At 60.7% G+C, this 25,144-nt stretch carries 24 protein-coding genes and 1 pseudogene; 7 read left to right on the forward strand and 18 right to left on the reverse strand.

What is annotated here, in order from left to right; translation table 11 throughout:
- Window positions 1–42 precede the first annotated feature (42 nt).
- Complete coding sequence (locus GRX03_RS03310; protein WP_368277926.1) at window positions 43–504, reverse strand: peptidylprolyl isomerase; 462 nt, start codon at window positions 502–504, stop codon at window positions 43–45.
- 52 nt (window positions 505–556) lie between these two features.
- Window positions 557–1,729, reverse strand: a complete 1,173-nt coding sequence (locus tag GRX03_RS03315) for a Cdc6/Cdc18 family protein (protein WP_159762749.1) — start codon at window positions 1,727–1,729, stop codon at window positions 557–559.
- Between the two features lie 235 nt (window positions 1,730–1,964).
- On the opposite strand from GRX03_RS03315, the gene GRX03_RS03320 reads away from it, so the two are divergent.
- Window positions 1,965–2,228, forward strand: a complete 264-nt coding sequence (locus GRX03_RS03320) for a hypothetical protein (protein WP_159762750.1) — start codon at window positions 1,965–1,967, stop codon at window positions 2,226–2,228.
- Here GRX03_RS03320 and GRX03_RS03325 read toward each other — a convergent pair whose 3' ends face one another.
- Together GRX03_RS03325 and GRX03_RS03330 are read right to left on the reverse strand one after the other, a co-directional pair.
- Window positions 2,229–3,305 (reverse strand): hybrid sensor histidine kinase/response regulator, encoded by a 1,077-nt coding sequence (locus tag GRX03_RS03325; RefSeq protein WP_159762751.1) that lies wholly within the window; start codon window positions 3,303–3,305, stop codon window positions 2,229–2,231.
- Between the two features lie 34 nt (window positions 3,306–3,339).
- Window positions 3,340–3,783 carry a response regulator gene (locus GRX03_RS03330; RefSeq protein WP_368277927.1) on the reverse strand — a complete coding sequence of 148 codons (444 nt, stop codon included), beginning with the start codon at window positions 3,781–3,783 and terminating at the stop codon, window positions 3,340–3,342.
- Between the two features lie 101 nt (window positions 3,784–3,884).
- Here GRX03_RS03330 and GRX03_RS03335 point away from each other — a divergent pair, with 101 nt between their 5' ends.
- Window positions 3,885–5,351 (forward strand): sensor histidine kinase, encoded by a 1,467-nt coding sequence (locus GRX03_RS03335; RefSeq protein ID WP_159762752.1) that lies wholly within the window; start codon window positions 3,885–3,887, stop codon window positions 5,349–5,351.
- A gap of 15 nt (window positions 5,352–5,366) precedes the next feature.
- Here GRX03_RS03335 and GRX03_RS03340 read toward each other — a convergent pair whose 3' ends face one another.
- From GRX03_RS03340 to GRX03_RS03355, 4 genes are all read right to left on the reverse strand, one after another.
- Complete coding sequence (locus GRX03_RS03340; RefSeq protein ID WP_368277930.1) at window positions 5,367–6,878, reverse strand: MATE family efflux transporter; 1,512 nt, start codon at window positions 6,876–6,878, stop codon at window positions 5,367–5,369.
- A complete protein-coding gene (locus GRX03_RS03345) occupies window positions 6,875–7,507 on the reverse strand; it encodes a TetR/AcrR family transcriptional regulator (protein ID WP_159762753.1) in 633 nt (210 codons plus the stop codon). Before GRX03_RS03345 ends, GRX03_RS03340 begins: the two co-directional genes overlap by 4 nt.
- A gap of 46 nt (window positions 7,508–7,553) precedes the next feature.
- On the reverse strand, window positions 7,554–8,828 hold the full coding sequence (locus GRX03_RS03350) for an MFS transporter (RefSeq protein ID WP_159762754.1): 1,275 nt from the start codon (window positions 8,826–8,828) through the stop codon (window positions 7,554–7,556).
- 74 nt (window positions 8,829–8,902) lie between these two features.
- The gene (locus tag GRX03_RS03355; protein ID WP_233739774.1) at window positions 8,903–10,432 is read right to left on the reverse strand and encodes an MATE family efflux transporter; all 1,530 of its coding nucleotides are present in this window, start codon (window positions 10,430–10,432) and stop codon (window positions 8,903–8,905) included.
- Between the two features lie 82 nt (window positions 10,433–10,514).
- Here GRX03_RS03355 and GRX03_RS03360 point away from each other — a divergent pair, with 82 nt between their 5' ends.
- Complete coding sequence (locus tag GRX03_RS03360; RefSeq protein ID WP_159762755.1) at window positions 10,515–10,904, forward strand: hypothetical protein; 390 nt, start codon at window positions 10,515–10,517, stop codon at window positions 10,902–10,904.
- A 37-nt stretch (window positions 10,905–10,941) separates the two neighbouring features.
- On the opposite strand, the gene GRX03_RS03365 is transcribed toward GRX03_RS03360, so the two are convergent.
- Entirely contained in the window at window positions 10,942–11,157 is a 216-nt protein-coding gene (locus GRX03_RS03365) for a glycine zipper 2TM domain-containing protein (RefSeq protein WP_159762756.1), read from the reverse strand.
- 85 nt (window positions 11,158–11,242) lie between these two features.
- Here GRX03_RS03365 and GRX03_RS03370 point away from each other — a divergent pair, with 85 nt between their 5' ends.
- Window positions 11,243–12,259 carry a hypothetical protein gene (locus GRX03_RS03370; RefSeq protein ID WP_159762757.1) on the forward strand — a complete coding sequence of 339 codons (1,017 nt, stop codon included), beginning with the start codon at window positions 11,243–11,245 and terminating at the stop codon, window positions 12,257–12,259.
- 1 nt (window position 12,260) lies between these two features.
- Here the strand turns inward: GRX03_RS03370 and GRX03_RS03375 are convergent, their stop codons facing one another.
- The 3 genes from GRX03_RS03375 to GRX03_RS03385 all read right to left on the reverse strand — a co-directional run bounded on the left by GRX03_RS03375 (window position 12,261) and on the right by GRX03_RS03385 (window position 15,387).
- Entirely contained in the window at window positions 12,261–12,506 is a 246-nt protein-coding gene (locus GRX03_RS03375) for a hypothetical protein (RefSeq protein WP_159762758.1), read from the reverse strand.
- A gap of 46 nt (window positions 12,507–12,552) precedes the next feature.
- Window positions 12,553–14,148, reverse strand: coding sequence for an HVO_2922 family protein (locus GRX03_RS03380; protein WP_159762759.1), 1,596 nt, complete (start codon window positions 14,146–14,148; stop codon window positions 12,553–12,555).
- A gap of 87 nt (window positions 14,149–14,235) precedes the next feature.
- A complete protein-coding gene (locus GRX03_RS03385) occupies window positions 14,236–15,387 on the reverse strand; it encodes an NAD-binding protein (protein ID WP_159762760.1) in 1,152 nt (383 codons plus the stop codon).
- A gap of 100 nt (window positions 15,388–15,487) precedes the next feature.
- On the opposite strand from GRX03_RS03385, the pseudogene GRX03_RS17120 reads away from it, so the two are divergent.
- Window positions 15,488–15,634, forward strand: a pseudogene (locus GRX03_RS17120) (tripartite tricarboxylate transporter permease); the annotation flags it as partial.
- A gap of 846 nt (window positions 15,635–16,480) precedes the next feature.
- Here GRX03_RS17120 and GRX03_RS17015 read toward each other — a convergent pair.
- A complete protein-coding gene (locus GRX03_RS17015) occupies window positions 16,481–17,002 on the reverse strand; it encodes an SWIM zinc finger family protein (protein ID WP_159762762.1) in 522 nt (173 codons plus the stop codon).
- A 181-nt stretch (window positions 17,003–17,183) separates the two neighbouring features.
- Window positions 17,184–17,528, reverse strand: a complete 345-nt coding sequence (locus GRX03_RS03400) for a hypothetical protein (protein ID WP_159762763.1) — start codon at window positions 17,526–17,528, stop codon at window positions 17,184–17,186.
- 572 nt (window positions 17,529–18,100) lie between these two features.
- Here GRX03_RS03400 and GRX03_RS03405 point away from each other — a divergent pair.
- Window positions 18,101–19,534: a hypothetical protein gene (locus tag GRX03_RS03405; RefSeq protein WP_159762764.1), complete on the forward strand. Its 1,434-nt coding sequence runs from the start codon at window positions 18,101–18,103 to the stop codon at window positions 19,532–19,534.
- An 84-nt stretch (window positions 19,535–19,618) separates the two neighbouring features.
- Here GRX03_RS03405 and GRX03_RS03410 read toward each other — a convergent pair whose 3' ends face one another.
- On the reverse strand, window positions 19,619–20,206 hold the full coding sequence (locus tag GRX03_RS03410; protein WP_159763185.1) for a PH domain-containing protein: 588 nt from the start codon (window positions 20,204–20,206) through the stop codon (window positions 19,619–19,621).
- A gap of 100 nt (window positions 20,207–20,306) precedes the next feature.
- On the opposite strand from GRX03_RS03410, the gene GRX03_RS03415 reads away from it, so the two are divergent.
- The gene (locus GRX03_RS03415) at window positions 20,307–20,978 is read left to right on the forward strand and encodes a hypothetical protein (RefSeq protein WP_159762765.1); all 672 of its coding nucleotides are present in this window, start codon (window positions 20,307–20,309) and stop codon (window positions 20,976–20,978) included.
- Window positions 20,979–21,406: 428 nt separating this feature from the next.
- On the opposite strand, the gene GRX03_RS03420 is transcribed toward GRX03_RS03415, so the two are convergent.
- From GRX03_RS03420 to GRX03_RS03430, 3 genes are all read right to left on the reverse strand, one after another.
- Entirely contained in the window at window positions 21,407–22,603 is a 1,197-nt protein-coding gene (locus GRX03_RS03420) for a hypothetical protein (RefSeq protein WP_159762766.1), read from the reverse strand.
- Between the two features lies 1 nt (window position 22,604).
- Window positions 22,605–23,264 carry a hypothetical protein gene (locus tag GRX03_RS03425; protein ID WP_159762767.1) on the reverse strand — a complete coding sequence of 220 codons (660 nt, stop codon included), beginning with the start codon at window positions 23,262–23,264 and terminating at the stop codon, window positions 22,605–22,607.
- 814 nt (window positions 23,265–24,078) lie between these two features.
- Entirely contained in the window at window positions 24,079–25,110 is a 1,032-nt protein-coding gene (locus tag GRX03_RS03430; protein WP_159762768.1) for a tyrosine-type recombinase/integrase, read from the reverse strand.
- Window positions 25,111–25,144: the final 34 nt, after the last annotated feature.

Genomic DNA, 25,144 nt, shown 5'->3' on the forward strand with positions numbered 1-25,144 from the left:
GCTCTAGAGTACAGTTGCCTCGCTGATAAGCATACCTCCGGCTCACTCGGCTTCGAGCACGGAGAACTCGAACACCAGGCTCCGTCCGGCCAACTCGTGGTTGAAATCGACCTCCACGGCCGTCTCGGAGACCGCTGTCACGTCGCCGTGCAGCCCGTTTTCCGCCTCGACGTGCAGTCCGACCGCCGGGGCCTGACCGACCATCCGCTCGAAGCTCTCCGGGTCGTACTCTCGGACGCGCTCGGGGTCGTACTCGCCGTAGGCCTCCTCCGGCGGTACCGTGACCGTCGCCTCGTCGCCCGCGGTCAGTCCCCTGACAGCCGAATCCAGTCCCTCGATCACCTCCTGGTTGCCGACGACGAACGAGAGGGGTCCGAACTCCCGGCCCTCGGTTTCCAGCCCGTGTTCGACGGCCACGGATCTCTGGGAGGTCGCAAACACGGCTCCGCTCTCGAAACGGCCGACGTATTCGAGGCGGACGCGGTCCCCGGGTCGGATACTCACGGCTGTGTTTCGACTTCCGAGCAGGTATGCGCTTCGGGTCGGTGGGCGCGGCTCAGTCCCGCAGGTCGTAGAGCCGTCTGAACGCCGTCGGCGGAAACCGCAGTTCGATCCGGCTGGGCGGACGCCCCTTCCCTCTGGAATCCCCCTGGACGCGTTCGACGATACCGATCTCGGCCATCTCGTAGAGGAACCGCTTGACCGTGCCGGAGGTGAGGTCGACGTTCGGGGAGTCGCTGATCGCGTCGGTCGTGACGGTGACCGACCGCCGCTGGCGGTCGTCGAGTTCGACCAGTTCCCGGAGCACGAGCTGTTTGTTCTCCGGCAGCGAGAGGATCCGGCCGAGCGAGACTGACGGCTGGGGAATCTCCTCGTAGGCGGTTTCGAGGTCGGCCTCGGTCACCTGGGTCCGACCCGCCCGGCTCGCCCGATCCGCGGCGATAAACAGCGCGGTGAGCGCGTCGTAGGCGTTGCCGTCGGCCCAGTCGGCGATCTGGCGGGCGAGGTCGTGACGAAGCGCCTGCTGGCTCAGACCCGCCGACGCCCGGGTCATCACCACGTCGACCAGAATCTGTGGCTGGTAGGCGTCGATCCGGATCGACCGCGCGGTGTACTCGGACAGCGGGACCGTCTCTGGCTCTCCACGGCCGACGGCCAGCCAACTCGTGTTGTTCGGCAGGCCGGCGAAGAGGTCGATCAACTCGGACAGATCGACCGTGTTCGGCTCGTCGACGTGATCGACCGCGACGACGACGCCCGTCTCCGTCTGGTCGAGTTCGGTCTGAAGCCGCTCGCGGATCCGTTCGGTGCTGATCCCGTGAGCCGGGACGGGATCGTCGGTCAGCGCGTCGAGCACGGCGTGATAGAACTCGAATCCGGTCTGTGTCTCCCGCAGGTCGACGTAGACGAACCCCGGCGAAGAGGGGGATCTGACGCGCGTGCTCGTGTGGATCACCGACCGCTGTTCCGCCGAGAAGCGATCGAGCCGCGAGAACAGCGCTGTCACGACGGCGGATTTGCCGGCACCGGCTGGCCCGTACGCGTAGGCGTTCGGCGGTAACCTGCCGTCGAAGACCGGATCGAGATGATCGAGCAATCGCTCGAAGACGGGCCCTCGATTCGACGGCTCGTCGACGTGAGCAACCGGTGATAGCGTCTCGTAATCCCGGATCAGCACCGGGCCGTCGTCACGCCGCTGGCGGCGTCGGATTCGCGCGTCGATATCCATGTGCGATCTACGGACGTAATCTATGTTGCTTTCGGCCTCATAAAAAGCGTCGGATTGGCCATATCTGGCCGTCTGCTTGCGGTTTCGTACCAGTTCCTACCGGAGAATCGCCGTCGGGGGTGTCGTCTCTGTCCGACAGATCACGGTCCGCCGCCGTTCCACGACCGGCGAACTGGGTTCGCGGCACAGAAACGCTGCGGGTCGAGTTAACTGGTTCCGAATTCGAACGGTACGCATGACTCGGGAGCACTCGACCGACCCGCAGCCGTTCACTCGCCGCCTGCTCAGAGTCGTCGTCTCGATTGTCGTCCTCGCGCCGGTCTCCGTGTTCGTCGGCTACGGGGGCGGGCTCCTGTTGACCGCCAGCGCAGCGCTCGGCGGGCCGGACCCGACGACCGACGACGGCGACCCGCTCCGCGAGCGGCTGTTGGCCTGGCCGGACCGGAATCGGGAGGTCATGCGGACCAACGGCCGGGCGGACCTCCCGCTGTCCCCGTAGCTACGCCGCCGGGAGTCTGATCGTGAACTCCGTCCCGCGGGGCTCGTTCGCCGCGGCCGTGATCGAGCCGCCGTAACTCTCGATCATCGTCTGGACGAAATACAGGCCGAACCCGCCGCTGTCGCCCGTTCCGCCGCCCTGCCAGGAGAACAGTTCGCCCCGCTCGTCGTCCGGGATTCCGGGGCCGTTGTCCGCGATAGACACTGTCACCGTCTCCCCGGACTGTTCGGCGTCGACCGTGATCCGGGGCTGATCGGTGTCGTTGTGCTCGACGGCGTTGGTGAGCAGGTTGTGAAACACCTCGGGGAGCATCTCGTTGGCACGGACCGAGAGACCGAACGGGATCGACGTCTCGATGCGCACGTCTTCGCCCATCTGCTCGACGGTCTCCACCTGACCCTCGACGACCGTCGAGAGGTCGACCGCCTCCAGATCCTGCTGCTCGCCGTGGGTGATCCCCTCGATCATCACCTGGATCTTCTCGGTCAGATCCGTGATGTTTTCGCTCCAGTCGATGATCGTCTCCGCGCGCTCGCGCTGCTCGCCGTCTAACTCCGGTTCGAGCAGGTGGGCGTTTCGCTTGATCACCTCGATCCCGTTGTTCACGTCGTGACGGAGGATGCTGCTGAAGAACCCGAGCTGTTCGGTCCGCCGGCGTAGCTCCTGTTCCTGACGCTCGCGCTCGACGGCGTACCGCAACGAACGCCACAGCGTCTCCGCGTCGAGGTCACCTTTCGGGAGGTAATCCTGCGCGCCCTGCTGGATCGCTTCGATTGCCGTCTCGCTGTCGTCGAGCCCCGTCAGGACGATGATCGCGGTCGTCTCGACGGTTTCGTCGACCCGTTCGAGCGTCTCGATACCCGTCGTCTCCGGGAGTCCCAGATCCAGGAAGACGAGTTCGTAGCTGCCCGATTCCAGCGCCGTCTCCGCCTCGGTGAGACTCTCGACGTGGGTCACCGCCACCTCCTCGCCGAGCGGGTGCGTCGACCCGTCCCGGAGGTGGTGCTCGACGAGTTTGGCGTCGCCCGGATTGTCCTCGACGAGTAACACCGCGAGCGGTTCGTCTCCCGCCGTCATCGTTCCCCCTCCGTTCGTGTGTGCAGTGTCGCCCTCATTTCGGTGGCATCTTGACGACCTCGAACCAGAAGTTCTCGAGGTGTCCGATGATCTCGACGAAGCCGTCGAAATCCACCGGCTTCGTCAGGTACGCGTTCGCACTCAGTTCGTACGAGCGGACGACGTCCTCTTCGGCTTCCGAACTGGTCAGGACCACGACGGGAATCCGGCTGAGTTCCGGATCGGCCTCCATATCTTCCATCACCTGCCTGCCGTCCTTTTTCGGCATGTTCAGGTCCAGCAAGAGGAGATCCGGCATCGGCGTGTCGGCGTACTCACCCTCGCTTTTGAGAAACTTCATCGCCTCTACCCCGTCGTTGACGACGTGGAGATTGTTGAGCAAGTCGCCCTGATCGAGGGCCTTCCTCGTCAACTTCACGTCGCCCGGATTGTCCTCCGCGAGCAGGATTTCGATCGGTTCGCGTTCTTGTGAGCCCACTGTGATTCCCTGAATCTGGTAGGTAGTACTGGAATTTAAGTGTTCCCGCCGGATCCCACCGCCCGCCACCGTTTTATGCGTGCAACGGCACCTCTCTGTGGATGTCACTCGACAAGCGACGGTACGCCGTTCTGTTGGCCGGACTCGGTGCTTTGCTGGCGGTGTTTCCGCTGCTCGATGTCTACGCCGACTGGGCGGAGCAAGGTGAACCGCTGTGGCTCACGCTCGCGGAGAACAGTCTCCCGCTTCTCCTGACGGCGGTGCTCGTCGCCGGGAGCGTCTGGCTGTACTACAACCGTGAAGAGATCTACCTCGCGATGATTCTCCGGTGGGGAGTCGTCGGCCTGATCGGAATTCTCCTCATCTTCGCGTGGGTGCTCGGTCTCCAGTCGTTTCAGGAGCAGTTCAAACCGGTGGTCCTCGGGACCCACACCGCCATCGGCGGGGCAATCGCCGGCGGTACCATCGGCTACGCGATGGCGCGCAACCGCGAGTCCCGCGAGCAAATCGAGGCCGAACGCGACCGCTGGTCGGCGCTGTTCGAGAACGATCCCAACGGCGTCGTCGACCTGGCGTTCGAGAGCGGCGAACCGGTGATCGCGGCCGCGAACGAGCGGTTCGTCGACCTCTTCGACGCCGCGGATCCGTCCGGGCGTTCGCTTCTCTCGGTCGTCGATCACGGTTCTTCGGAGGCCGACCGGATCACCGACTCGATTCGCCGCGGCGAGCGATACAGCACCGAACTGACGGTGACGACCGGAGAGCAACGCCTGTATCTCACGACGCAGATCGTCCCCTACGGCGAGGACAGCGAACCGACGGCGTTTGCCATCTACAGCGATATCACGGACCTGCGGGAGACACAGGAGCAACTCCAGCGCCAGATGGACCAACTCGAAGCCTCGAACGAGCGACTCCAGCAGTTCGCTTACATCGCCTCACACGACCTGCAGGAACCGCTCCGGATGGTGTCGAGTTACATGAGCCTGCTCGAAAGCGAGTACCGCGACGAACTCGACGAGGAGGCCAAGGAGTACATCGACTTCGCGGCCAACGGCGCCACCCGGATGCAGGACATGATCGACGCGCTGCTCGAGTACTCTCGGGTTCGAACCGAGGGCGAGGAGTTCACCGAGACGGACGCGACGGCGGTGCTCGAAGAGACGATCCAGAGTCTCGAACTCCAGATCGACGAGGCGGGCGCGACGGTCGCCTACGACGACCTCCCGACGGTCGAGGCCGACCGGAGCCAACTCGGCCAGCTGTTCCAGAACCTGATCGCCAACGCAATCGACCACGGCGACGGGCCGACGATCACCGTCGAAAGCGAGCGCCGCGACGGCAGCGTGGTCTTCTCCGTCGCCGACGACGGTCCGGGCATCCCCGAGTCCCAGCAGGAGACGATCTTCGAGCTGTTCAAACAGGGCGACCGCGAGAGCGACGGCACCGGGATGGGGCTGGCTATCTGTGACCGCATCGTCTCCAGACACGGCGGCGAGATCTGGGTCGAATCCGAAGACGGCGAGGGCGCGACGTTTTACTTCTCGATTCCACAGGACCGGGCGTGAGCCGTCTCGCCCGGATCAGTCGTCCGCAGGCGCGGCCTCGGGGCGGTACGCCTGGCTGATCGACTTCCACTTGTCGGTGCGAAAGCGCCAGTAGTTGATCGCCGCCGGCACCGCCGTCTCCGCGAGGAAGGCGAGATACAGCCCCCACAGCCCGAGCGCGGGGATCGAGATTGCCGGCGTACTCGCCCCGACCAGCGGCAGCGTCTTCGCGCCGACGGAGAGGCCGGCCGCGCCGAGGTACGCGAGTGGGATGGAGACGCAGAACATCCCGAGGAACTGGCTGACGAAGGTCACGCGCGTGTCGCCGCTCGCGTCCAGCGGTCCCGCGGCGGCACCCGCGACCCCCTGGAAGACGATCGAGAAACTCGCGGCGTAGACGAGATTGATCGCGATCGGAATCTCCGGGCTCGTGGGATCGCTCGCGAACAGCACGACGATCTGCTCGGCAAACAGCGCCACGAGAATCGCCGAGACGGCGTAGGTCGCCGCCGAGAAGCGGATGATATCGCGACCGTACGACTCGGCTTCGGCCTCGTCGTTCTGGCCCAGCGCCTGCCCGACGAGACTGGAGGAGGCGAGGCCGAACCCCCAGCCGGGGGTGTTCATGACGCCCCAGATCCGACGGGCGATCACCCACCCCGCGACGGTGTTCTCCCCGAAGATGTCGAGGATTCCGAGCATCGGGAACTGGAAGGTCGTCCAGACGAGGTTCCGCAGGCCGACGGGGGTCCCGATCGTGACCAGATCACGGACCATTTCGGGCTCGGCCCACCGCCCGACGGGCGAGATCCGGACGGGGAAGGCACCGATGACCGGCAGTCTGCCGAAGACGAGCCCGACCGCGAAGGCCGCCGTGATGACGACGTTCGAGAGGACGGTACCGAGCGCGGCGCCGGCGACGCCCCAGCCCAGCCCGAAGATGAACACGGCGTTGAGCAGGATGTTCGCGACCGCGCCGCTGCCTCGTAGTTGCATCGCCGTGTAGGCGTCGTCGGCACCGACCAGCGTTCGACTCCCGACCAGGTTCAGCGCGGCGAACGGGATTCCCAGGCCGACGATCCGGAGATAGGTCGTCCCCGCCGCAATCGCGCCCTCGTTTCCGCTGAGTACCGAGATGAACGGCTCCGGGAAGAGATAGAAGACCGTGGCCAGCGGCACTGTCAGCACGACTGCAAGCAGGGCGCTGGATCGCACCGCCCGCCCGAGTTCGGTCCAGGACTCCGCGCCGTAGCGCTGTGAGACCATGGCGATGGTTCCGCCGGCGACGCCGCCGCCGACGGCGAACGCGAGCCCCCAGAACGGACTCGCGAAGCCGACGCCCGCCACTGCGGTGGTGCCGACGGCGACGCCGACCATCGCCACGTCGACGGCGTTTTTCGACATCCGGGCGATGCCGGTGACGACGCGCGGCCACGCCAGTTCGGTCGTCTTGATCGCCCGGTCGCGGTCGATCAGTCCCAGTCTGGCCAGTCCCAGCCCTATCCACAGGATCGTCCGCTGGACCGGATTGGGGATTCGCGAACTCACTCGTCTCTGTCCAGATCCGCGAGCACTGCATCGAGGTCGGGGAGTTCGACCCCCTCTTCGAGAATCGGTCCGACGATCTGTGTCAGCGCCTGTTCGACGACCGTCCGCGTGTAGGTCTCGTTGGCCTCGCCGAGGGTGATCTGGCGGGTCCGGGCACCGTCGAGCGTCGCCACGAGCAACGCGGCCGTCCGCTCGGGATCGACCTCCTCGAAGACGCCGCTGTCGATCCCCTCGGTGATGATCTCCGCGGCCGTGGACCTGAGAATCTCGTCGCTTCGCTCCAGTTGCTCGCGGATCCGGTCGTTGAACGGCCCCTGCGAGCGCATCTCCAGAAGCGCCAGGTGAAACTGCTCGCGGCCGCTGTCCTCGGGGGTGAACACGAACCGCGCGACGAACTCGACGAGCCGTTCGGTCGGCGGCCGACCGTCCCGACAGGCCATCCGCTGCTCGTAATCCGAGAGGAGATCGTCCAGAAACGCGACCAGCAGGTCCTCCTTGGTGTCGTAGTGATAGTGCAGCAGCGACTTGCTCTTCTCGCTCTCGTCGGCGATGTCCTGCATCGTCAACTCGGCGTAGCCGTGCTCGCGCAGGGCCTGATCGACCGCCTCCATGATCTCGTCGTCGCTCATTGACTGACTAGTCAGTCAGCCACGGCAAAATGCGTTTCGAGACCGCTCAGTCGCTCGCCTCCGCCACGCTGTTCGGCGTCCTGACCTCCTCGACCTGTGTCGCGACGAGCACCGTCCCGACGGCGGCCAGCGTCGCCGCGATCGTGAAGGGGACGTGAAAGCCGAACCTGACCAGAAAGCCGGACATCAGCGGGCCCGCCGCGACGCCGAAACCGAACGCCATCGTCAGCACGGACAGCGTCGTCCCCGAACTCCGGTTGCCGGCGATGTCTCCGGCCAGCGCCAGCGCCGGCGCGAAGACCATCGCCCCGGCGACGCCCTGCATGAAGCGAGCGCCGAACATGAGCCAGGAGTTGAAGATCACGCCCTGTGCGGCGGTCGTCGGCACGAGCAGCGCCATCCCGACCACGATGAACCGTCGTCGGCCGTAGAAATCGGTCGCTCGGCCGATGGGCGCTTGCAGCAGAATCTGCGCCAGCACGAACGCCGCGAACTGCAGGCCGAACATCGTCGCTCCCTGGTCGAGGCGCTGGTTGACGATATCGCCCAGCGTGGCGAAGACGGCGATGCCGGCCGCCATGAAAAACGAGATCACACCGAGCGTGAACACTGGATCGAGGACGTGTTTTCCCGTCGGATCGAGCACCGCGATGCCGCCCGACTGCTCCTCCTCCTCGGCGGAATCGATCTCCGGGTCGCTGATGAGCACGGCGACGAGGGCAAACGCCACTGTCGCGGTGAACGCCGCGAAGTAGAAGGCGGCGTCGAAGCCGCTGAGCCGCAGCGTCCGGCCGGCGAGAGTCAGGCTGTACGGCCCGGAGTCGATGACTCCGCCGGCCGCGATTGGCCCGACGCCGAACCCGACCAGTCGGAACGTGTTGTACGTCCCCATGTTGCCGCCGCGGTTGGTCTCCGTCGCGAGGTCGTTGACGAGCGCGACGGTCGTGGGGATGATCAGCGCGCCTGCGATCCCCTGTAGCGTGCGCAGGCCGATCAGCTGCCAGTAGGCCGTGACGAAGGAGTACGCCAAACTGGCGGCGATCAGGATCGTCAGCCCGAGCAGCACGAAGACCTTCCGGCGGCCGGTCCGGTCGGAGAGCCGTCCGGTCACCGGCTGGAGCGGGCTGTTGACGAGACCGAACAGCGCGAGGACGACACCGGTCAGCGCGACCTCTGTCAGGCCGAACGTCGTGCCGCCGACGAAATCGCTGGCGATAAACAGCGGTAACACGACGATCAGAAAGGAGTTTCCGACGGATTCGGACATCCGCGCCAGCGCGAGCGCGATCACCTGCGGGTTGACACCGAACAGCGTCTTCATCGGCTCTGCGACACCTCTCTCCGTCTCATTGCCGGACAGTACGGCATCGACCCCTTAGATAGTTCTGATTGTGCTCAGTCGTCGTCCTCCCGTTCGGCGGCTGAGCCGGCGTCGACGCCGATTTCGTCGCCGGTCCCGACGGGTTCCTCGGGCAGTTCCCGCTCGGGTCCGCTCTGGTCGATGACGCTTTCGGTCCACCGGCCCAGCCGGAACCAGCCGACGGCGACCAGAAAGGTCAGCGAGGCACCGACCGCGAAGGCCAGCCAGATGCCGTCGACCCCGACTCCGAGTCCCTGGAACGCGAGCGCCGTTCCCGGGACGGTGATCGTCGAGAACGCGAGCGCGATTGCAATCGGGACCCGAAAGATCCAGCGGGCCAGGAAGGACAGCGCCATCGCGACTTTCGTCTGCCCCGCTCCGCGGAAGCCGCCCTGGATCACCATCGTCCCACCGAAAAACGCCCAGAAGGGTGCGACGATGTACAGGAACCGCCTCCCCTCGGCGATCACCGCCGGGTCATCGACGAAGACCCCCATCATCGCCTCCGGAAACAGCACGCAGAGTCCACCCGCGGCGAACAGCAGCCCCATCGTCCCACCGACCCCGACCCAGGTCACCCGGGCGGCCCGGTCGGGCGTCTCCGCGCCGAGGTTCTGGCCGACGCCGGTCGCCGTCGCCTGTCCGACCGCGCCGGCGACCGACCACGAGACGGACATCAGACGGATCCCGATCCCATACGCGGCGACGGCGGCGGTCCCGAACGGCGTGACGAACGCGGCCATCGTCACGGCGGCGAAACTCCGCGCCCAGCCGTCGACCGTCGCTGGATACCCCACGTCGACCAGTTTTTTCAGCAGTGTGGGATCGGGAGCGAGGTCCCGAACCCGCAGGCGGACCCCGAACCCGCCCCGCAGGAGAATCGCGACGCCCGTCCCCGCGGCCAGCGCCCGCGAGAGAAACGTCGCCCACGCCGCGCCGCGGGTCCCCATCGCCGGCATCGGCCCCCAACCGAGGATGAACACCGGATCGATGACGACGTTCAGCCCCGCCGAGATAACCACCAGCCACATCGCAGTCTTCGTGTCGCCGGCCCCCTGCAGGGCGGCCCGGAACGCGAAAAACAGGAAGGTCAGTGGAAGCGCGAAGAAGATCACCTCGATGTACGCCAGCGACTCGGTGAAGACCGCGCCCTCCGCGCCGATCAGGGTCAGCAGTTCACGCCTGAAGGCCCACCCGAGCGCGGCGAGTGTGAGCGAGACGCCGAGTGTCAGAAGGATCGTCTGGGCGACGACACGGTCGGCCTGGCGGTCGTCGCCCGCACCGACGTACTGTGAGACAAGCGCAATCGTCGCCGCGGTGACGCCCATCGCCGTCGAGACGAACAGCCAGGTGAGCGGAAACATCAGCGATACCGCGGCGACGGCGTCGGAACTCACGCGCCCGACCCAGAACATATCCGCCAGGTTGTACACTGTCTGGAGGAGGTTCCCCAGCACGAGCGGCCAGGCGAGTGTGAGCAGTTTCGGGGCGATGGCCCCGCTCGTCATGTCGACCCCCTTGCGCTCGGTCCCTACCACTCCCTGTACTTGGCGGTCGGTTTTCATCAAAGCGACGCTCCTCGTGACGAGTATGCTGTCAACGCAGGGGAAACACAACGTATTTTGTACGAACAGACGAGGAGTCGGTATGCGCGCATCCCTTCGCTACGCCGTCGCACTGGTCGTCGGTACCGCGGTCACGCTCGGCGTCGCGGCCGTGCATACCGACCTCACGATTCTGGCTGGAACCGTCGTCATCTACGCGCTCACCGCTGCGGTGTGGCTCCGATACCCGTCGCTGTTGCGGCTGGACCTGAACAGATCCGGCAGTCCCAACATCGCGCTGGGCGGTATATCCGGCGGCGCGTCGTTCGGCGCGCTCACGCTCGGTCAGGCCTTCGGCGATCCGTTCCACCTCGGCGCGGCGGTGCTGGGCTTCGGGCTGATCCAGTTCGGGGTCGTCACCGGCGTCTGGGCGGTCGACGCAGGCGAAATCGACCTCCCCGAGTCGGGAGGCGAGGAGCGCACTCGGCAGTAACTCGGGTCGGCGTCGACCGCTCCGGCAAGTCCCGTTTCTACGCCTCGTCCTCGTCGCCGCGCACCTCCTCGAACCAGCCGCCGGCCGAGAACCGCTTCTCGGCGACGACGGCACCGAGCAACGCGCCGGTCGCGCCGCCCGTGCTCGCCGGACTCCGGCCGAACAGCCCGCCGAGTGCCGCTCCGACTGCCGCGCCGACCGCGGCGTACCGTGCTCGTAACAGCGCTCGCTTGAGTCGTGATTTCGTGTCCATCGTCCCGCATACTTCTCGGAGACTCTATAAAACGGTTTGCCACGGCGGCCGCAATACTCTCAGTAGTCGGGTTCGAAGGGGGCGTATGCGACGCCGGCAGGTGTTGGGCGCGAGTGCAGCAGGTATCGGTGCGGCAATCACGGGCTGTCTGGGGCTGGCTCCGGGCGACGAGCATCCGCTCGCCGGTCGGACGCAGACGGTCCGGGTCGACGCGCGAAGCGAGAGCCCACACGACCTGACTGCGATTGCCGAAGCGGCACTCTCCTTCTGGGAGGACAACAGCGAACAGTACGCCGGGTTTCCGGTCGATTTCGAGGTTATCGACGACGGAGAGCCCGACGTACTCGTCGCCTACCGGGACGATCCGACCGGTTGTGAGGGTGTTCCGAACTACAGCGATCAGGTGCTCGGCTGTGCGCCGGTGCTCCAGGCTGGCTACGCTCCCGGGCGCCCGATCACTGGGCGGGTCGTCGCCGGTGGCCGTCCGCCCGGCGCGATCCGGATCACGACGGAGCACGAACTCGGGCACATGCTCGGACTGGAACACGACGACGAGCCAGCGCGTATCATGTCGAACCGTCCCGAGGACCGCATCCCCGAGTACGCCCGCCGGATCGACATTCTCGATGCAGTCCGGACGGTCAACGACGAAACCGAGCGGATCATGCCTGTGCTTAGCCACGGCATCTCGCTGTACAACGACGGCGAAGACGAGGCCGCCGCGCTCGCGTTAGACAGTGCCGGAGCAGATCTATCGACGCTCGTCGAGCGCGTCGATACCGCCATTGCCGATGTCGACACACTGGAAGCCAACGTCGACGTAGAGACGGTCGCGTTCGGTGACCTTCGGGAGTTACTCGACCAGTTGCGCCGTCGACTCGCGGCCGCCGAGGGGCTGTCGACGGCGCTGGCCGCGAGCGCTCGCGCCGACGGCACCGCACGGGAGTCCCAGCGCGAGCGGGCAATCGAATACGCAGACGAGTTCAACAGTATCCCGCGGATTCAACTCCGCGAGGTCGCTGTCGCTCTCGGGTTGGTCCAGGCGACGACGACCGACGAACCGGTCGTCGAGTTCGACGGCGAGACGCCGACCGAGCCGTAAGCTACCCGCGGTAGCGGAAGGAGACGACCGTGTTGATCTCGCCGCTGGCGGTCGATTCGGTCGTCACGTTGAACCCGAGCACGTCTTCCTCAGCGAGGGTCTCGTAGGTGAGTTCTCGAAGCACCTCGCCGCTGGCCTCCGGATCGCGGATGGAAATCCGGAGTTTGTCCCTGTTCGTGGTCACGTCGTCGACCTCGTACCCCTCGCTCTCGATTGCATCACGCATCTCCGTTGTGATCTCGTCCATACGTGCTGTTGGCCTGTGGGGTATAAAAAACACGACGACAGCGGCGTTACTCGGCGTCGGTCACGTCGGCGTTCGGGGCGTTTCGCTTGACGCTGTTGATCCCGTCCTCTGCGCCGCCGCGGTCCGAATACCCCTGGCCGCTGTCGGCGAGGATCCGGCCGTTGCGGTGGCGGAGCCGCCAGCGCCACTTCCCGTCGGCGTCCTCGTAGATCTCGAAGGCCGCGCTCCCGACATCGAGCACGTGCGCCTCGGGAGCGTACTCGATCATCCGGTCGACGGCGTCCTCTGCCCCGCTCTTCGATGCGTACCCCTCCCCGCCGTCGGCGATGATGTTGCCGTTCTGGTGGGTCAACCGCCAGCGGTACTCCCCGGCGTTGTCCTCGTAGACCTCGAACTCTGCGTCGTCGCCGTCGACGTTGCGCTGGACGCTGTCGATCCCCTGGCGGGCCTTCTGTCGGGAGGCGTAGCCCTGCCCGCTGTCGGCGAGGATGTTGCCGTTCCTGTGCAGGAGCCGCCAGCGGTACTTGCCCCCCTTGTCCTGAAATAGCTCGAAAGCGGCGGGATCGATCCGCAGGTAATCCGCCGACTGGACGTAGCCGCGGACCCGCTCGATTCCGTCGTCACGGCTGTTCGGACTGCTGTACCCCTCGCCGCAGTCGGCGAGAATGTTGCCGTTGTCGTGGCGGAGTCGCCAGCGGTGCTCGCCACCCTCGTCCTCGTAGGTCTCGAACTCCGCCTCGCTGGGTGCCTCCTCGACGAACTCGGGGGCGTCTTCGCCCTCGACGGCGTCGTCGACCTCCTCGACCTCGACGTCCGCGTCGAGTTTGTCGAGATCGACGACAGAGGCCCCGAAGGCATCCCGCCGAACGGAACTGATTCCCCGCTGTGCGCCCTGTCGTGACGAGTAGCCCTGTGCGCTGTCAGCGATGATGTTGCGGTTCTGGTGGCGGAGCCGCCAGCGGTGTTTCCCGCCGCGGTCGGTGTACAGCTCGAACTGCGACTGGCTGGCCTCGATCTGTTCGAGTTCGGCCGCCAGTCGTGCCCGCTCGCTGGCCTCGTTGGCCGCGCGCTCGGCCTCCTCCCGTGCGCGTTCGGCTTCGGCCTCGGCCTCCCGTGCACGCTGTTCGGCCTGCTCGATGGCGGCGTCTCGCTCGGCCTCGGCCGTCGCCGCGCGGTCTTCGGCGGCCATCTGCTCCTCCCGCGGGCTGGTCACCAGCGGGACGAAGACACTGCCGAGTACGATTCCGAAGATGCCCAGCCCGTAGACACCGATGATCAACACCTCGTTGTTCGCGAAACTGGCGCTCCAGTTCCCCGCCTGAAAGGCGAGGAAGAACCAGCCGACGCCGACGACTGCAATCGCGCCGCCGAGATAGGAGAGGATCGTCGCCCCCCGCTTCAGCGGCAGCCTGATGATCGGGCCGATCAACAGCAGGATGAGACCCAGCGCGGCGACCGCGATTCCGACGCCGCGAATCGGCTCGCCCGGTGAGTTGCTCAGCATCACGAGCGCGATGCCGACGAACCCGGCGAGTACCCCCAGCACGAACACCCAGTAGCCGTACGCTTCGTCGCCCGTCGACGGAACACCGATTCTGTTCTGGTACGCGTCGACCAATGGGTTGCTATCGTTCGTTCCCATACCCCATCCCTCTCGGGGAGTTGTTATTAGTGTTCTTGCAAAATTATATAAAGTCCCTACAAATTCGCCCGAGGCCGCTCGGTCGTCTCACTCGAACTGCTCGATCAGTTCGGCTCCGCCGTCGTCTCTGAGCGCGGACTGGCCGAGCAGTTGGCCGCCGATCATCGCGGGACTGAGCACGGTGTCCGCGCCGGCCCGACGGAGTTTCTGGATGTTCTCCCGGGCGGTCGCGGCGGCGATAATTCTGGTATTCGGACTGAGCTCCCGTGCGGTCAGGATTGCGAACGCGTCCTCGGCGTCGTTTTCCGTCGCGACAATCACCGCGCGTGCTTGCTCGATGTTCGCGTCGTGTAACGGCTGTTCGTCGCTGGGATTGCCGCTGATGACGTTGATATCGCGGTTGCGATACCGCGCCACCCTGTCCGTATCGTCGGTGACGATGACGAACTCCTCGGTGCCGAGTTCTTCGATGAGCGGTTCCGTCAGATCGCCGTAGCCGAGAATCACGATGTGGTTCTCGAGCAAGTCGTACTCTGTCTCTGTCATGGTTCCGAGTGCGTGTGCAAACCGCGCCTCGATTGCCGGTCCGAGCACGGATCCGAGCGCCACTGCGAAACTCGCCGTCCCCAGGACCACCACCGACAGCGAGAACACCCGGGCCTGCTGGCTGGCCGGCGTCACGTCGCCGTAACCGACCGTGCTCGCGGTGACGACCGTGTAGTAGAAGGCGTCGAGAACTGTCTCGACCTGTCCGAACTCCTCGCGGAGCGCGTAGGTGCCGACGGTGCCGTAGCCGAGCGTCCCGGACAGCGCGATCAGGGCCGCGATCTGCGTGTTCGACAGCGCCGCCCGTTGGTCGAACTGCCGGTAGTTGGCGCCGAGCACAGGCATCGAAAGTATCGAGAGAACGACGAGCGGTAGGGAGTACGACGTGGCCTGAATCAGCCCCTGCACGGCCGTAATCGGCAACAGCAGCATCGTCGCGTACCAGCCGACCCGGTGGCGGTGTCGCAGTGACCACGTACTCAGCAGCATCAAAAACCCGGTCAGCGCACCGGTAAACCCGGCGGCCGCCTGAGCGACCTCGGGGATGTACGGTGCGAGCGGACCGCCGAAGGTCACTCCCACCGCGATGTTCGTCAGTCCGGTCGCAAGCGAGAGCACCGCCACCAGAAGCGGGGCGATAATGGCCGCCCGAAGCCCGTAAATCTGGCTTACCGACCGTTCGGACCCTCCCATACTGATCCAGAGACGAGGCGCGCAGTAAACCTTACCGTCTCGCGGTGCCCCTCGATCCCGTCCGCGGATTTAAACCCGAAGCGGGGACCATCCCTCCGCGATGGTCGAGTTCGTGTTCGAGCCGTCGACGACGATTCCGGTGCTCTGCTGGCTGTTCGCCGGCGCCGCACTCGGCACGCTCAGCGGTCTCACACCCGGGTTGCACGCGAATAACTTCGCGCTGCTGCTCGCGGGCTTTGCGTTGTCTGGTGATTTTGCTATCAGCCGAGTGCTGTTACTTCGACCACCACCTCGGGGCCGTCACGTCTCCCGATTTACCCCAACAAGTTCACTTGGCAAAAAAGTGGGTGATGGTTCACCGTGTAGACTGGTAGTTCACCGTGATACAGTGGTTCAACAGTAAGGGAATATGTGGCGAGTCGTCGGGTTCGGACCCTCCGCTGCCGTCAGTCGCGTGGCGACGTGACGGCAGCGGTCGGGCCACGAACACCGACAGACTCGTTGTGATATACCGTAATCGGTAGAGATTCAAGGTAATGATTGCACTTTTGTAGAAGTGGGTGGATCTTTCAGCTACACAGACCTATTCAACTATCACTGCTCGACCCACGTTGTGATTCTTGACCTCGTCCCCTCTGTCTTTCTCGTATCTCGTGTCCGTTCGGGCACGACCCGTCTTTTAATTCAACACCACACTCGTGACAATATTGGAACCCTCTGCTTGGTTGAGGCGGTTGTTGACTGCGGTCTCTCGGTTTCTTTTGCAACTCGTGGCCGTTAGGACACCAGCCATCTTCTAACTTGGCCCCACATGTGTCACAATACTGAATATCCCTTTGTGGTTGGGAAATGCGTCTCTCTAACTCACGCTGTTTATCTGTGATAACGAGGTACCAGATAACACCTAATGAAAATATCCCAAATATTAGGGTAACAGAAAACCAAAATACACCACTTCTTCCGTTATCTGATGCAAGACTTCCAGCCGCTGTCGCTGTAAATAGCCATATTAGTAATACTACAATTGTGAACCACAGTATCATATCTTCACGTATCTCGGAGATCAATTAAATTTTATGTCGATTTACAGGACTCAACTATCAATTTCTGCTGGCCTCTGGAATCCCTCCCTCGCACACGGCCAACACGGTGGATCATCAGGACCCATTGATTCGAGACAACTACAGTCGTCAGGTCGTTGATTGCTGTCTTCCCCGTCTTCTCCGTCGCTACCCTTGGGGTTGACCACCGAAGACCCACCATCACTGGCGATCCTTCGAGGGCCTTCGACGTGTTCGCCAAGCAACGGGTCGACAGCGTCGTCGTTCACCCAGTTCGGGATCGCTCGCTCGCCAGTGGCGAAGGCAACACGTCGAACGTGCTTACAGACTTCGTCGTCGTCCAGATTGTGTTGGGAGTCAGGACAAGTACAGCGGCCTTTCTCGGCGTCCACACGATACTCTGATCCGCTTTCAGTGGTGACTGAGTAGATCCCACCGTCAAGCGAGAGAACGGTCATGCACTCCGTCAGTGCCCGCACATCTCGTTTCTCAAGTTCGGTACTGCTGTCGTTCGTGACGGAAGATTCACTTTCCGCCGACTCGAAAGCACTCATGGGTTGCCTCAACCCGTTGCGTCCCTGTTGGCGCAGGGGCGCTTTTCCGCAGCGCAATACGCAACGAGTTACTACATTCTACGACAGCCACCCACTTATAGATTGGTGGTTCGTATCAAACTACGTAAGTACAACTATCTGGTTGTCGGATAGCAGTACGAGAGTTGAATTACCAGAAAATTTATGACTTTAGTTGCGCGTCGACAGTGAGGGATTTCACGGTGTGAGTCTCGGCGTCTGCGCGGATTTTGAAGTGGATGAATCCCTCTCCGTCACCCTCGAAGGTGATCGGTTCCCGTTCGAGCATGACGGTACTCGTCTCTCCGTCACTCAGCACCTCGAACACCTCCGCCTGAAACAACAGCGACGACAGCGGGAGTGATCCGACTTCGAGCAGATCCCCACTATGATCGGTGACAGTGTCGCTATCAGTCTCTACTGCGCGGGCGTTGTTGATGATGTGCTGTACTCCGTTGTCAGTTGGCCGCTCAAGTCGTGCCATTCCTTCGGTGGTTGCGTTCGACATTGCGATTAGACAAACGAGTAGGAGGCACTTAATACCTATCAGAATACAGGTATTATATACCCCAAACTCAAACAATACAGTCGTAAGAGGGCGTCTACCCCCGATCCGTCTCGATTAGCGACAGGGGACCGACTATGTCAGAAATGGGAGGGGATCGGCGTATCGAGATTTACCGCAACTTTTCCAGGCGAAAAAGGGGGCACAGAGCACTCGGTGTCTGTCGACAGGGTAGGACGCAGGCCCCACGGTCAAAGATGCGAGAGTTGTCACGGCTGGACCCGCACACTCTCATTCTGAGAATTTTCTCAGTCAGCATCCAACGGAATCATTTCTTTCATATAATAAATATAATATATCCGACACTTTAAGAGGCTGGAGATACAATGTATAGATAGGCGGAGATTCGCCTGATTGCATGCAATCTGATGATACTGATCTTCAAGATTTAGAGCCGATAGACCCCGAAAACCTGCCGACACACGCTACTGTGCTACAATGCGGTAGAGTGCTGACTGACGAGGGTATTATTGGACGACTGGACAGCGACGAGGTCCCCGAGGTGAAATCAACCGATGAGCAGCCTTAGCCCCCACAGCCCGAACACAGAGACAGACTGTACCGTCGAGATCAACGGCACCCGCATCCCTGTCGCTGATGTCGACATCCACATTCGCAACGAAGGCCCGATGGATATGGGGTATTACGCCGAGGGACAGTTTGCTTCACCATACGAGGGTGAAGACTACCTGCAAGCGTTCAACATTGAGGACGAAAATTCCCCGATGGATGTCTGTTACATCCGTATCTATCGTGATGATCTCGATGGGTACGTCCCTGCCTTCCGTGGCCTCGTAACAGGTGTCGGGAACGCTGGTGGTGACACCCCCGAATCCATCTGGAAGTTCCGTGCTCGTGGCCCTGCCTTTTTCCTCGACAAGATTCCTGTTGCAGAGAACTTCTCGGGTCCTGGCGTTCGAGCAATCGCGGAGCTAATCGTAGAACAATTGAACGAGGATGTACCTCTCTCAGTCAGTCTCAACGACTCCTTTACCCGACCAACCGAGGAGGCTGTCTCGGAGGTTCAAGACACCGACGACAGTGACGGTTCATTCGAGGTTTCAAACCTCAGCCCTGGTACTGGCCTCCTCGAACGACAGGCCGAACTACTCGACGGGGCACGATCCTTCCTCAGCGACGACGATGACGAAGACTCAACACTCGTCGCGGACAACAACGACGGCGGTGGTGGCATCCTCGTACAGCCAGTTATTCAAGGCTCAAAGCTGTTCCAGTTCATCGAGGACGAACAGAACAACGTCTCCCGAAAAACCTTCACACGGAACCGTCACACGCTCGCTGATGTCGTCTCGTGGATTACCGAGACGAAAGATCTGTTTCTGTACTTCGCACCGCGTCACGACCGTGTGAAGTTACAGGTGTTCCCCCAACAGGAGTTGGGCACCCACGACGCACACTACCTCGGTGGGGAGGTAAACGTCGTCGACAACAACGCACTGTCAGAGGTGAATCCGATCAACACGCTGACCCTGAACGCGAAAGCCGCGAACACACTGGGGTCCGTCGGTGGCTTCGAGGTGCAGGCCCCAGACGACGAGTTCGTCCAAGTTACCGCCCGTCACGGGCCACTGTACAGGCGTGCTGGTGAGACGGCATTACACGACACTGTCTTTACCGAATCAAGTGCAAACACCAAAGACGAAGCCGAGAAAGAAGTGCGAAAACGGCTGTACAATCGGATCACCAACGCCACCGAAGGCGATATGACGACGCTACTCTATCACCCGATTACGCCACACGACTCGATCACTGCACTCCCAACGTGTCGGAGTACGCCTGCCACCGATACAGAACCAATCACATACAACGTGACCCGTGTCCACCATCAGATCCGTGCCAGCGGTATATCAAAAACACGGCTGAACGTCGGTGTTGGCGTCGAAAACGGAGACATCGAGATCGTCAACAGCACGTACAAGGAAAAGTGAGACTGGGAAGTACCGTGAGGCGAGGTAGGGCAACGGACCCGTCGGTCGGGTCAGGGAGGACAACAGCCTCAGTTGATGAATAACTTATATCTGATCCAGCAACTCCGATTTCTTTTGTTCAAGCTCCTCTTCAGTTATGACACCGTCTTCATGTAGATCTCGCAGGCGTTCAAGTTTGGAGAGCGGGTCCTGCTCGGGGTTGTTTTCTGCGGCGTCACTACTCGGGTGGGCCATCTCTCGGATGAACTGTGCCATCTTTTGACGTTCCTCCTCGTTGATCTTTTCTGCGCCGAATTTGTAGGTATTCGGTGTTGCACGAAGCGTTATCGTTTTCTTCACAACACCACCGCGATACTCAACACCAGAAATGTTGTTGTACGGAACTGTGATCTCATTATCTCGACTCAGGGCCTTCCAAACCCTGAACACGACCCGTCTGTCGGTCGCAGCGGTTAGCACGTTCTTCGCTGTCCCCTTCTCAACATCGTCATCAGGAGCACGGATGTCCAAACCTGTTCCATTCGCGAGGAAGTGGACCTTTTCGTCTTGATCAAGTACATGATCTATTTTCGCTACGTTTGCCTCGGTAACGTATTCGTTTTGTGGTGAACAATTGAGGTCTGCATTTTCGATCATCGGGTCATCGTCTCCACTACTGCCGAACAGTCCCATGAGGGAGTATCTCAATCTCTTTGATAAAAAATGCACCTGACCTTTGACGGATTCAATGCATCGTGGACGGCTATTTCTCACCCGCTGTTAGCCAAGATGAATGGCGAGACTTGATAAACTTCGGTTAGTTACTAAACCTATGCTCGGAGGAACGGCTCTCAAATTTCTTGTCTCTGTCTCTGCTGGATTTTTTGGTGGCTTGTTTTCTGCTATTGGTATTTACGTAATCCGACAGAAAAGACGTGCTGATAGACTTCGACAAGCCATCTGTACAGAGATCAAAAGATCGACACCAGTTGGTGCGTTTGCTGTGGCAATAATGGGTGCAGAGTCATTGCAAACCCCGATTATTGAGGCTAATCTTGATAAACTGTACTTGCTGAATAGCGATGAGATTGCGATGGTAACACGGTATCACACACAGATGGCAAAAGTACGTGCGTACAACAGGCGTGAAAGCGAAGACGGTAGAGTGAGTATCTCTAAACAATTAGCTGAGAATACCAGCGAGATTGCGGGTAACACGACAGAGTTGTTGGAATCCAATATTTGGAAACGGCCAAAGCCGATAGCCAAGCTAAGAGGAGAGATAACCAGATTGCGTGGAGAATCCGAAAGTAAGGGAGGTTCGATAACTGACGAGGAAAAAGATCAAAAACTCGAAAAACTACGAGAGAAAGTAGATAGGATGGAAGCGTCAGGGAAGTTGCGCCGTATGCGATTAGAAGATATGGATGTCAAGGATATGTTGGATGATCGTTACGAGGAATAAATAAGTCAACGCGTTTGTCGCCCCCAGAGCGGTTATGATTCGTTTCCTGTGTGCCCGTCCTCTGGATCGAACCGACTGCCCCTCACGTCCAGTCGAAAGGAGATGCGGCCACCCTCACGGCCTACACGTGGACGTATGACATTCGCTCTCGTAGGGCTACGGATTCTTCCATACACCTCCCCTGCATGGCGTATCTCGACAACCGTTTGATCGTGTGTCAGAAACTCCAGTAATTCTTCGTCCTGAAGTTGGTGAATTGTCTGGATAGCCGCAAACTCTGTGCTGTCTCGGTCTTCAACTTCGTACTCACGTTTCATTGCTGGATGTTTCGCATGGACGGGTGTGGTCGGTCGCTCTGTGCAGATACGTTGGTTCCTTCGTAGGAATGGGCCTTGAGTACGTTGGGCAACTCCTGACGGTCAGAATAGTTAGCTTGGGAAGTCCTGACTGCTTGCGATCCCGTCAGTTACCGATGCCCACCGAACCGCCGCAGCCTGTAAGTCGATCTGGGTCTGTTCGTCCCCGAGGCTCTGCTGACCCTCACGAATCCGTCTAAACACCCAGTATGGGCGTTGATGAAGCAGGTAGGCCAGCGCCCTCGTGTTTAACTCAAACCCCTCTTTGTCGTTGTAATGCAAGTTTTCAATCAATTGCTCGTCATCCACATCGTCGTACTTCGGTGGCTCAGTGTGGACAACGACGGCGTCACTGTCTGTGTCGTCGCCAACGGAGTGGTCCTCGTGGCGAGCAAACTGACAGTGCTCTACGAACGCATCGACTGCTGGCTCGAAGTACCCAGCAGTCAGTTCGTCGTCGGGGTCGTCCACATAGATCAGCCAATGTAGATGTGGCGTTGCGGCTGAATCCGTCCCCGACACAACCCACACGTAGGACCAACTGAAATCCCGCAACTGCTGATACAGCTTTTCGTACACCTTGCGAATTGGCTGATGCAATTGATAATCCACAGTCGTCGGGTATCGCCACCGTCGTTTGCCGTCGCTGTGCTGGACTGACTGAGACTCAACAGTTGGGCCATAGTTATCACCGCTGTCCCTGTGCTCGGGGTCGGGGGCGTCTCCAATTGGCCGTGGTCGGAACGATAGCAGCGCAGTGCTCGGGTCGTCGTAGTGCTCGGTCAGTAACTCTCGTTCACCATCAAGATACCTGCCGTGCTGCTTCGCGGTCTTCTCGACCTTGCTGGTTCTGTCATCTCTGTCGTGGGTAGCTACTTCGTAGACGTAATAGGCTGTAGCGGCCCGCTCAACAGTCATTGGGCGGGGGTTGGGGCACTCGTCGGCTGCCATCGTGGAACGGTCCATCAGGTCGCTAAATGCGTCTGTGACGGTGTCTGTGTCGGCTAACGGATCGTATCGCTCTGGGCAGTCACCGCAGCCACACTCTACTAACGGCCTTGGCAGGGTGTCGATCTTTCGCCACGGTGGTGCAATTCGCTGCTGACCCCGTTGTTCGTGGTCGATGTTCTCAGGATCGGCTGGCTCACTGGCCAGCAGGTCATCGAAGGCATCTGTCTGCGGCTCGTAGTCAGATTGAGACTCAACAGTTACGCCATAGTCAGCACCGTCGGAACCAGCACCCCCTTCGTCGTCAGTCGCTTCGACCATGTTAGTCGCCGCTCACCCCGTTCATGTCGGCACTGTCGACCTGCTTGCCTCTGCTCGGCATCTCGACGTTACCCGTGTCACCGACCTCCTCGGGGTCAGGTTCACCGCTGTATTCCTCGAAGACTTCGGATAGCACAGCCTCAGCCTCATCAGTGTGCGAGAAACTGGCGTGTAACTGGTGGTGCTCGTGGACTGCCAGCACTTCCAAGTTATCGGGAATGTCGACAGGGACAGGTGCGTTCATCCGATGGTGGACGTGGGTGTTGTCTCCGAACACATCGCTGATTGAGTACAACCAGTCACCGTCGTCGTCGTTGGCAAGAAGTGCAACTAACTGATACCGATAGAACGAGGTTCTGATCGGTTCGCCTGCACGGTCGAAATTGGGGACTTTGAACTGCGTCCTACCGTCTTCTCGGGTCGGAACCGAAATGGTGCGATCCCGTTCGTGCATCGGGGGACGAGTTTCAATCTCGTGTTCGGCCATCCAGTACCCAATTGTCTGCTGGCTGACACCGAATCGGTCCCCAATCTGTTCTTGTGAAAGGTCTTCATCGTGGTACAGACGGCGCAGTGTCTCCTCCTGCTGGAACGGACGAACGTTCGGCTGGGGTTGAGGTTCTGTACTACAGTTTTCTGAGTTTAGATTTGTGTCGCTCATGTTGTTGGGGCGCGAGCGACTGCCGACAGGTGCCACTTGTCGGGCGGCTTGACAAGAAAGCCGCACCTTTATGTTCTCGAAACCCAAAGAATAGGGTGTAAGTCCAATTACCTCCTATTCTCCAGGTTCTTTTCAATCTCCAATTAGCATTAGCTATGTGATATATATCGGAGAGGCGTAGATCAGTCTCTATTTACCCTTACGCCTGCTCACGGAAAAATGTTTTGCAACAAATACAAATGCTCTATTATCCATTTTCAATCACTCTGAACATCTGTTCGTAGGGCACTGTCGTTAGCCGTGTATTTGGCCGATAATGCTGTCAGAACTGGCTTTTTGGGTTACTTCGATGGATACCACTCGCTTGTTTGAAATAGCTTAGAATCGCTATCAGTCACTAAGTCTGATAATATGTAGTATCTGAAATAGTCGAGTCAAATCCCGCAACAGATTTATAAGGTGTAGAACTCCTATCTGTACACAGACTCGCACTCACCGTGCCCGAAGATCATTCGGTAAGGAATCACCTGCTGTCGAGTGGGCTGCAACGCTCACATGGAAGCACTGAAGCTGGTGGCTGGTGTCACGGTTCCGCCAACATACGGGATCGTGGCTATCCTTCATATCTATCTTCCCTGAAGGAGGCAGTCATTCCCCGACGACTAACTGGGAACCAGAATAGGTGTGGACTGGACTGAACTGAGGGAAACAACAGTGTTACAGTGTTTCTTTCCTTCGTTTCAGGGGAAGACTCTATCTTTTTACAGCACAGTATATACGGAATAATGCAGTGCACAGGGAGTACTCTTGTAGTTTATTCGTCCCCGAAGTGCTGGCGTCTCACTTCAGCCTTCTCGGTGGGACTACGAGCATCATAGTGTTCCGACAGCACATCCTGTGTCATATCAGCCCGATCCCCGACAGCCGTTTCGGGGATTCCGTCCGAGAGAAATTTTGTCACACCACCTCGACGGATTGAATGAGGTTTTACAGTCGACGGACAGTTGTGCCGTTGCTTGTCAGTGTTGTAGTCGCACTCAACGATCCCCTGTCCGTGAGGACAATCGTTCGAGTGGAAACAGGGGAGTTGCGCTCGATACAGTGTCCCTCGGAGTGTCGTCTTCGCTGGCCGCCCGTTCTCCGTCGTGAACAGTGGCTCCCGTCCATATTCGTCAGTGACGGGCTGACGGTGGTATTCGATGTACTCGGTTAGTACATCTACCGTATCATCAGTGAGTGCAATTACTCGCTCCCCTCGCTGTTTGTTCTTCAACGGCGTGTCTGTCTCGGGCCGATGCTGGACAGTGAGGCGGTTCTCATCGCCGTCAAGATCGCCAACATCTAACCCTCGGAGTGTTCCGATCCGAGCGGCTGTACGCCATGCAAGGCGGAATAGGGCGTGCTCACGGCTCCCGTAATACCGCTTGCGAAGTTGTTTGAGGATGTGGTCTGCGTCATCGGAGTGCAGGTAGGCGTTCCGTCTCCGATCCTCTGGGTCAATGTCGGGCAACGATACTTTATCTGACATTCCCTCAGGAACCGCGTCAATGTCTTCACAGAACCGAAGGAACACACGGACAGTCGATAACCGCGTCTGTACTGTCATCGGTGACGGATCGGCGTCACCCTCGGTAAAGTACCGTTGCAGGTGGATGACGTACTGGTGTAGAAGTCGACCAGTGAGGTTATTCAGGTTCTCGATACCCTCCCGATCACACCAGTTGGCGAACTTGGTGAGTCGTGTCTTCTGTGAGTAGTACGTGCTCTCGGCCACCTCTGGTTCTCGTTTCTCCAAGTACATTTCCACAGCGTTGCGTGGTTCGATTGGTTCGAGGCGTCCTGACATGGGTGTGTAGTGCTCTCGGGTAGACAGGACGGCC

Origin of the sequence: Halovenus carboxidivorans, assembly GCF_009831575.1 — an archaeon.
GTDB classification, from domain to species: domain Archaea; phylum Halobacteriota; class Halobacteria; order Halobacteriales; family Haloarculaceae; genus Halovenus; species Halovenus carboxidivorans.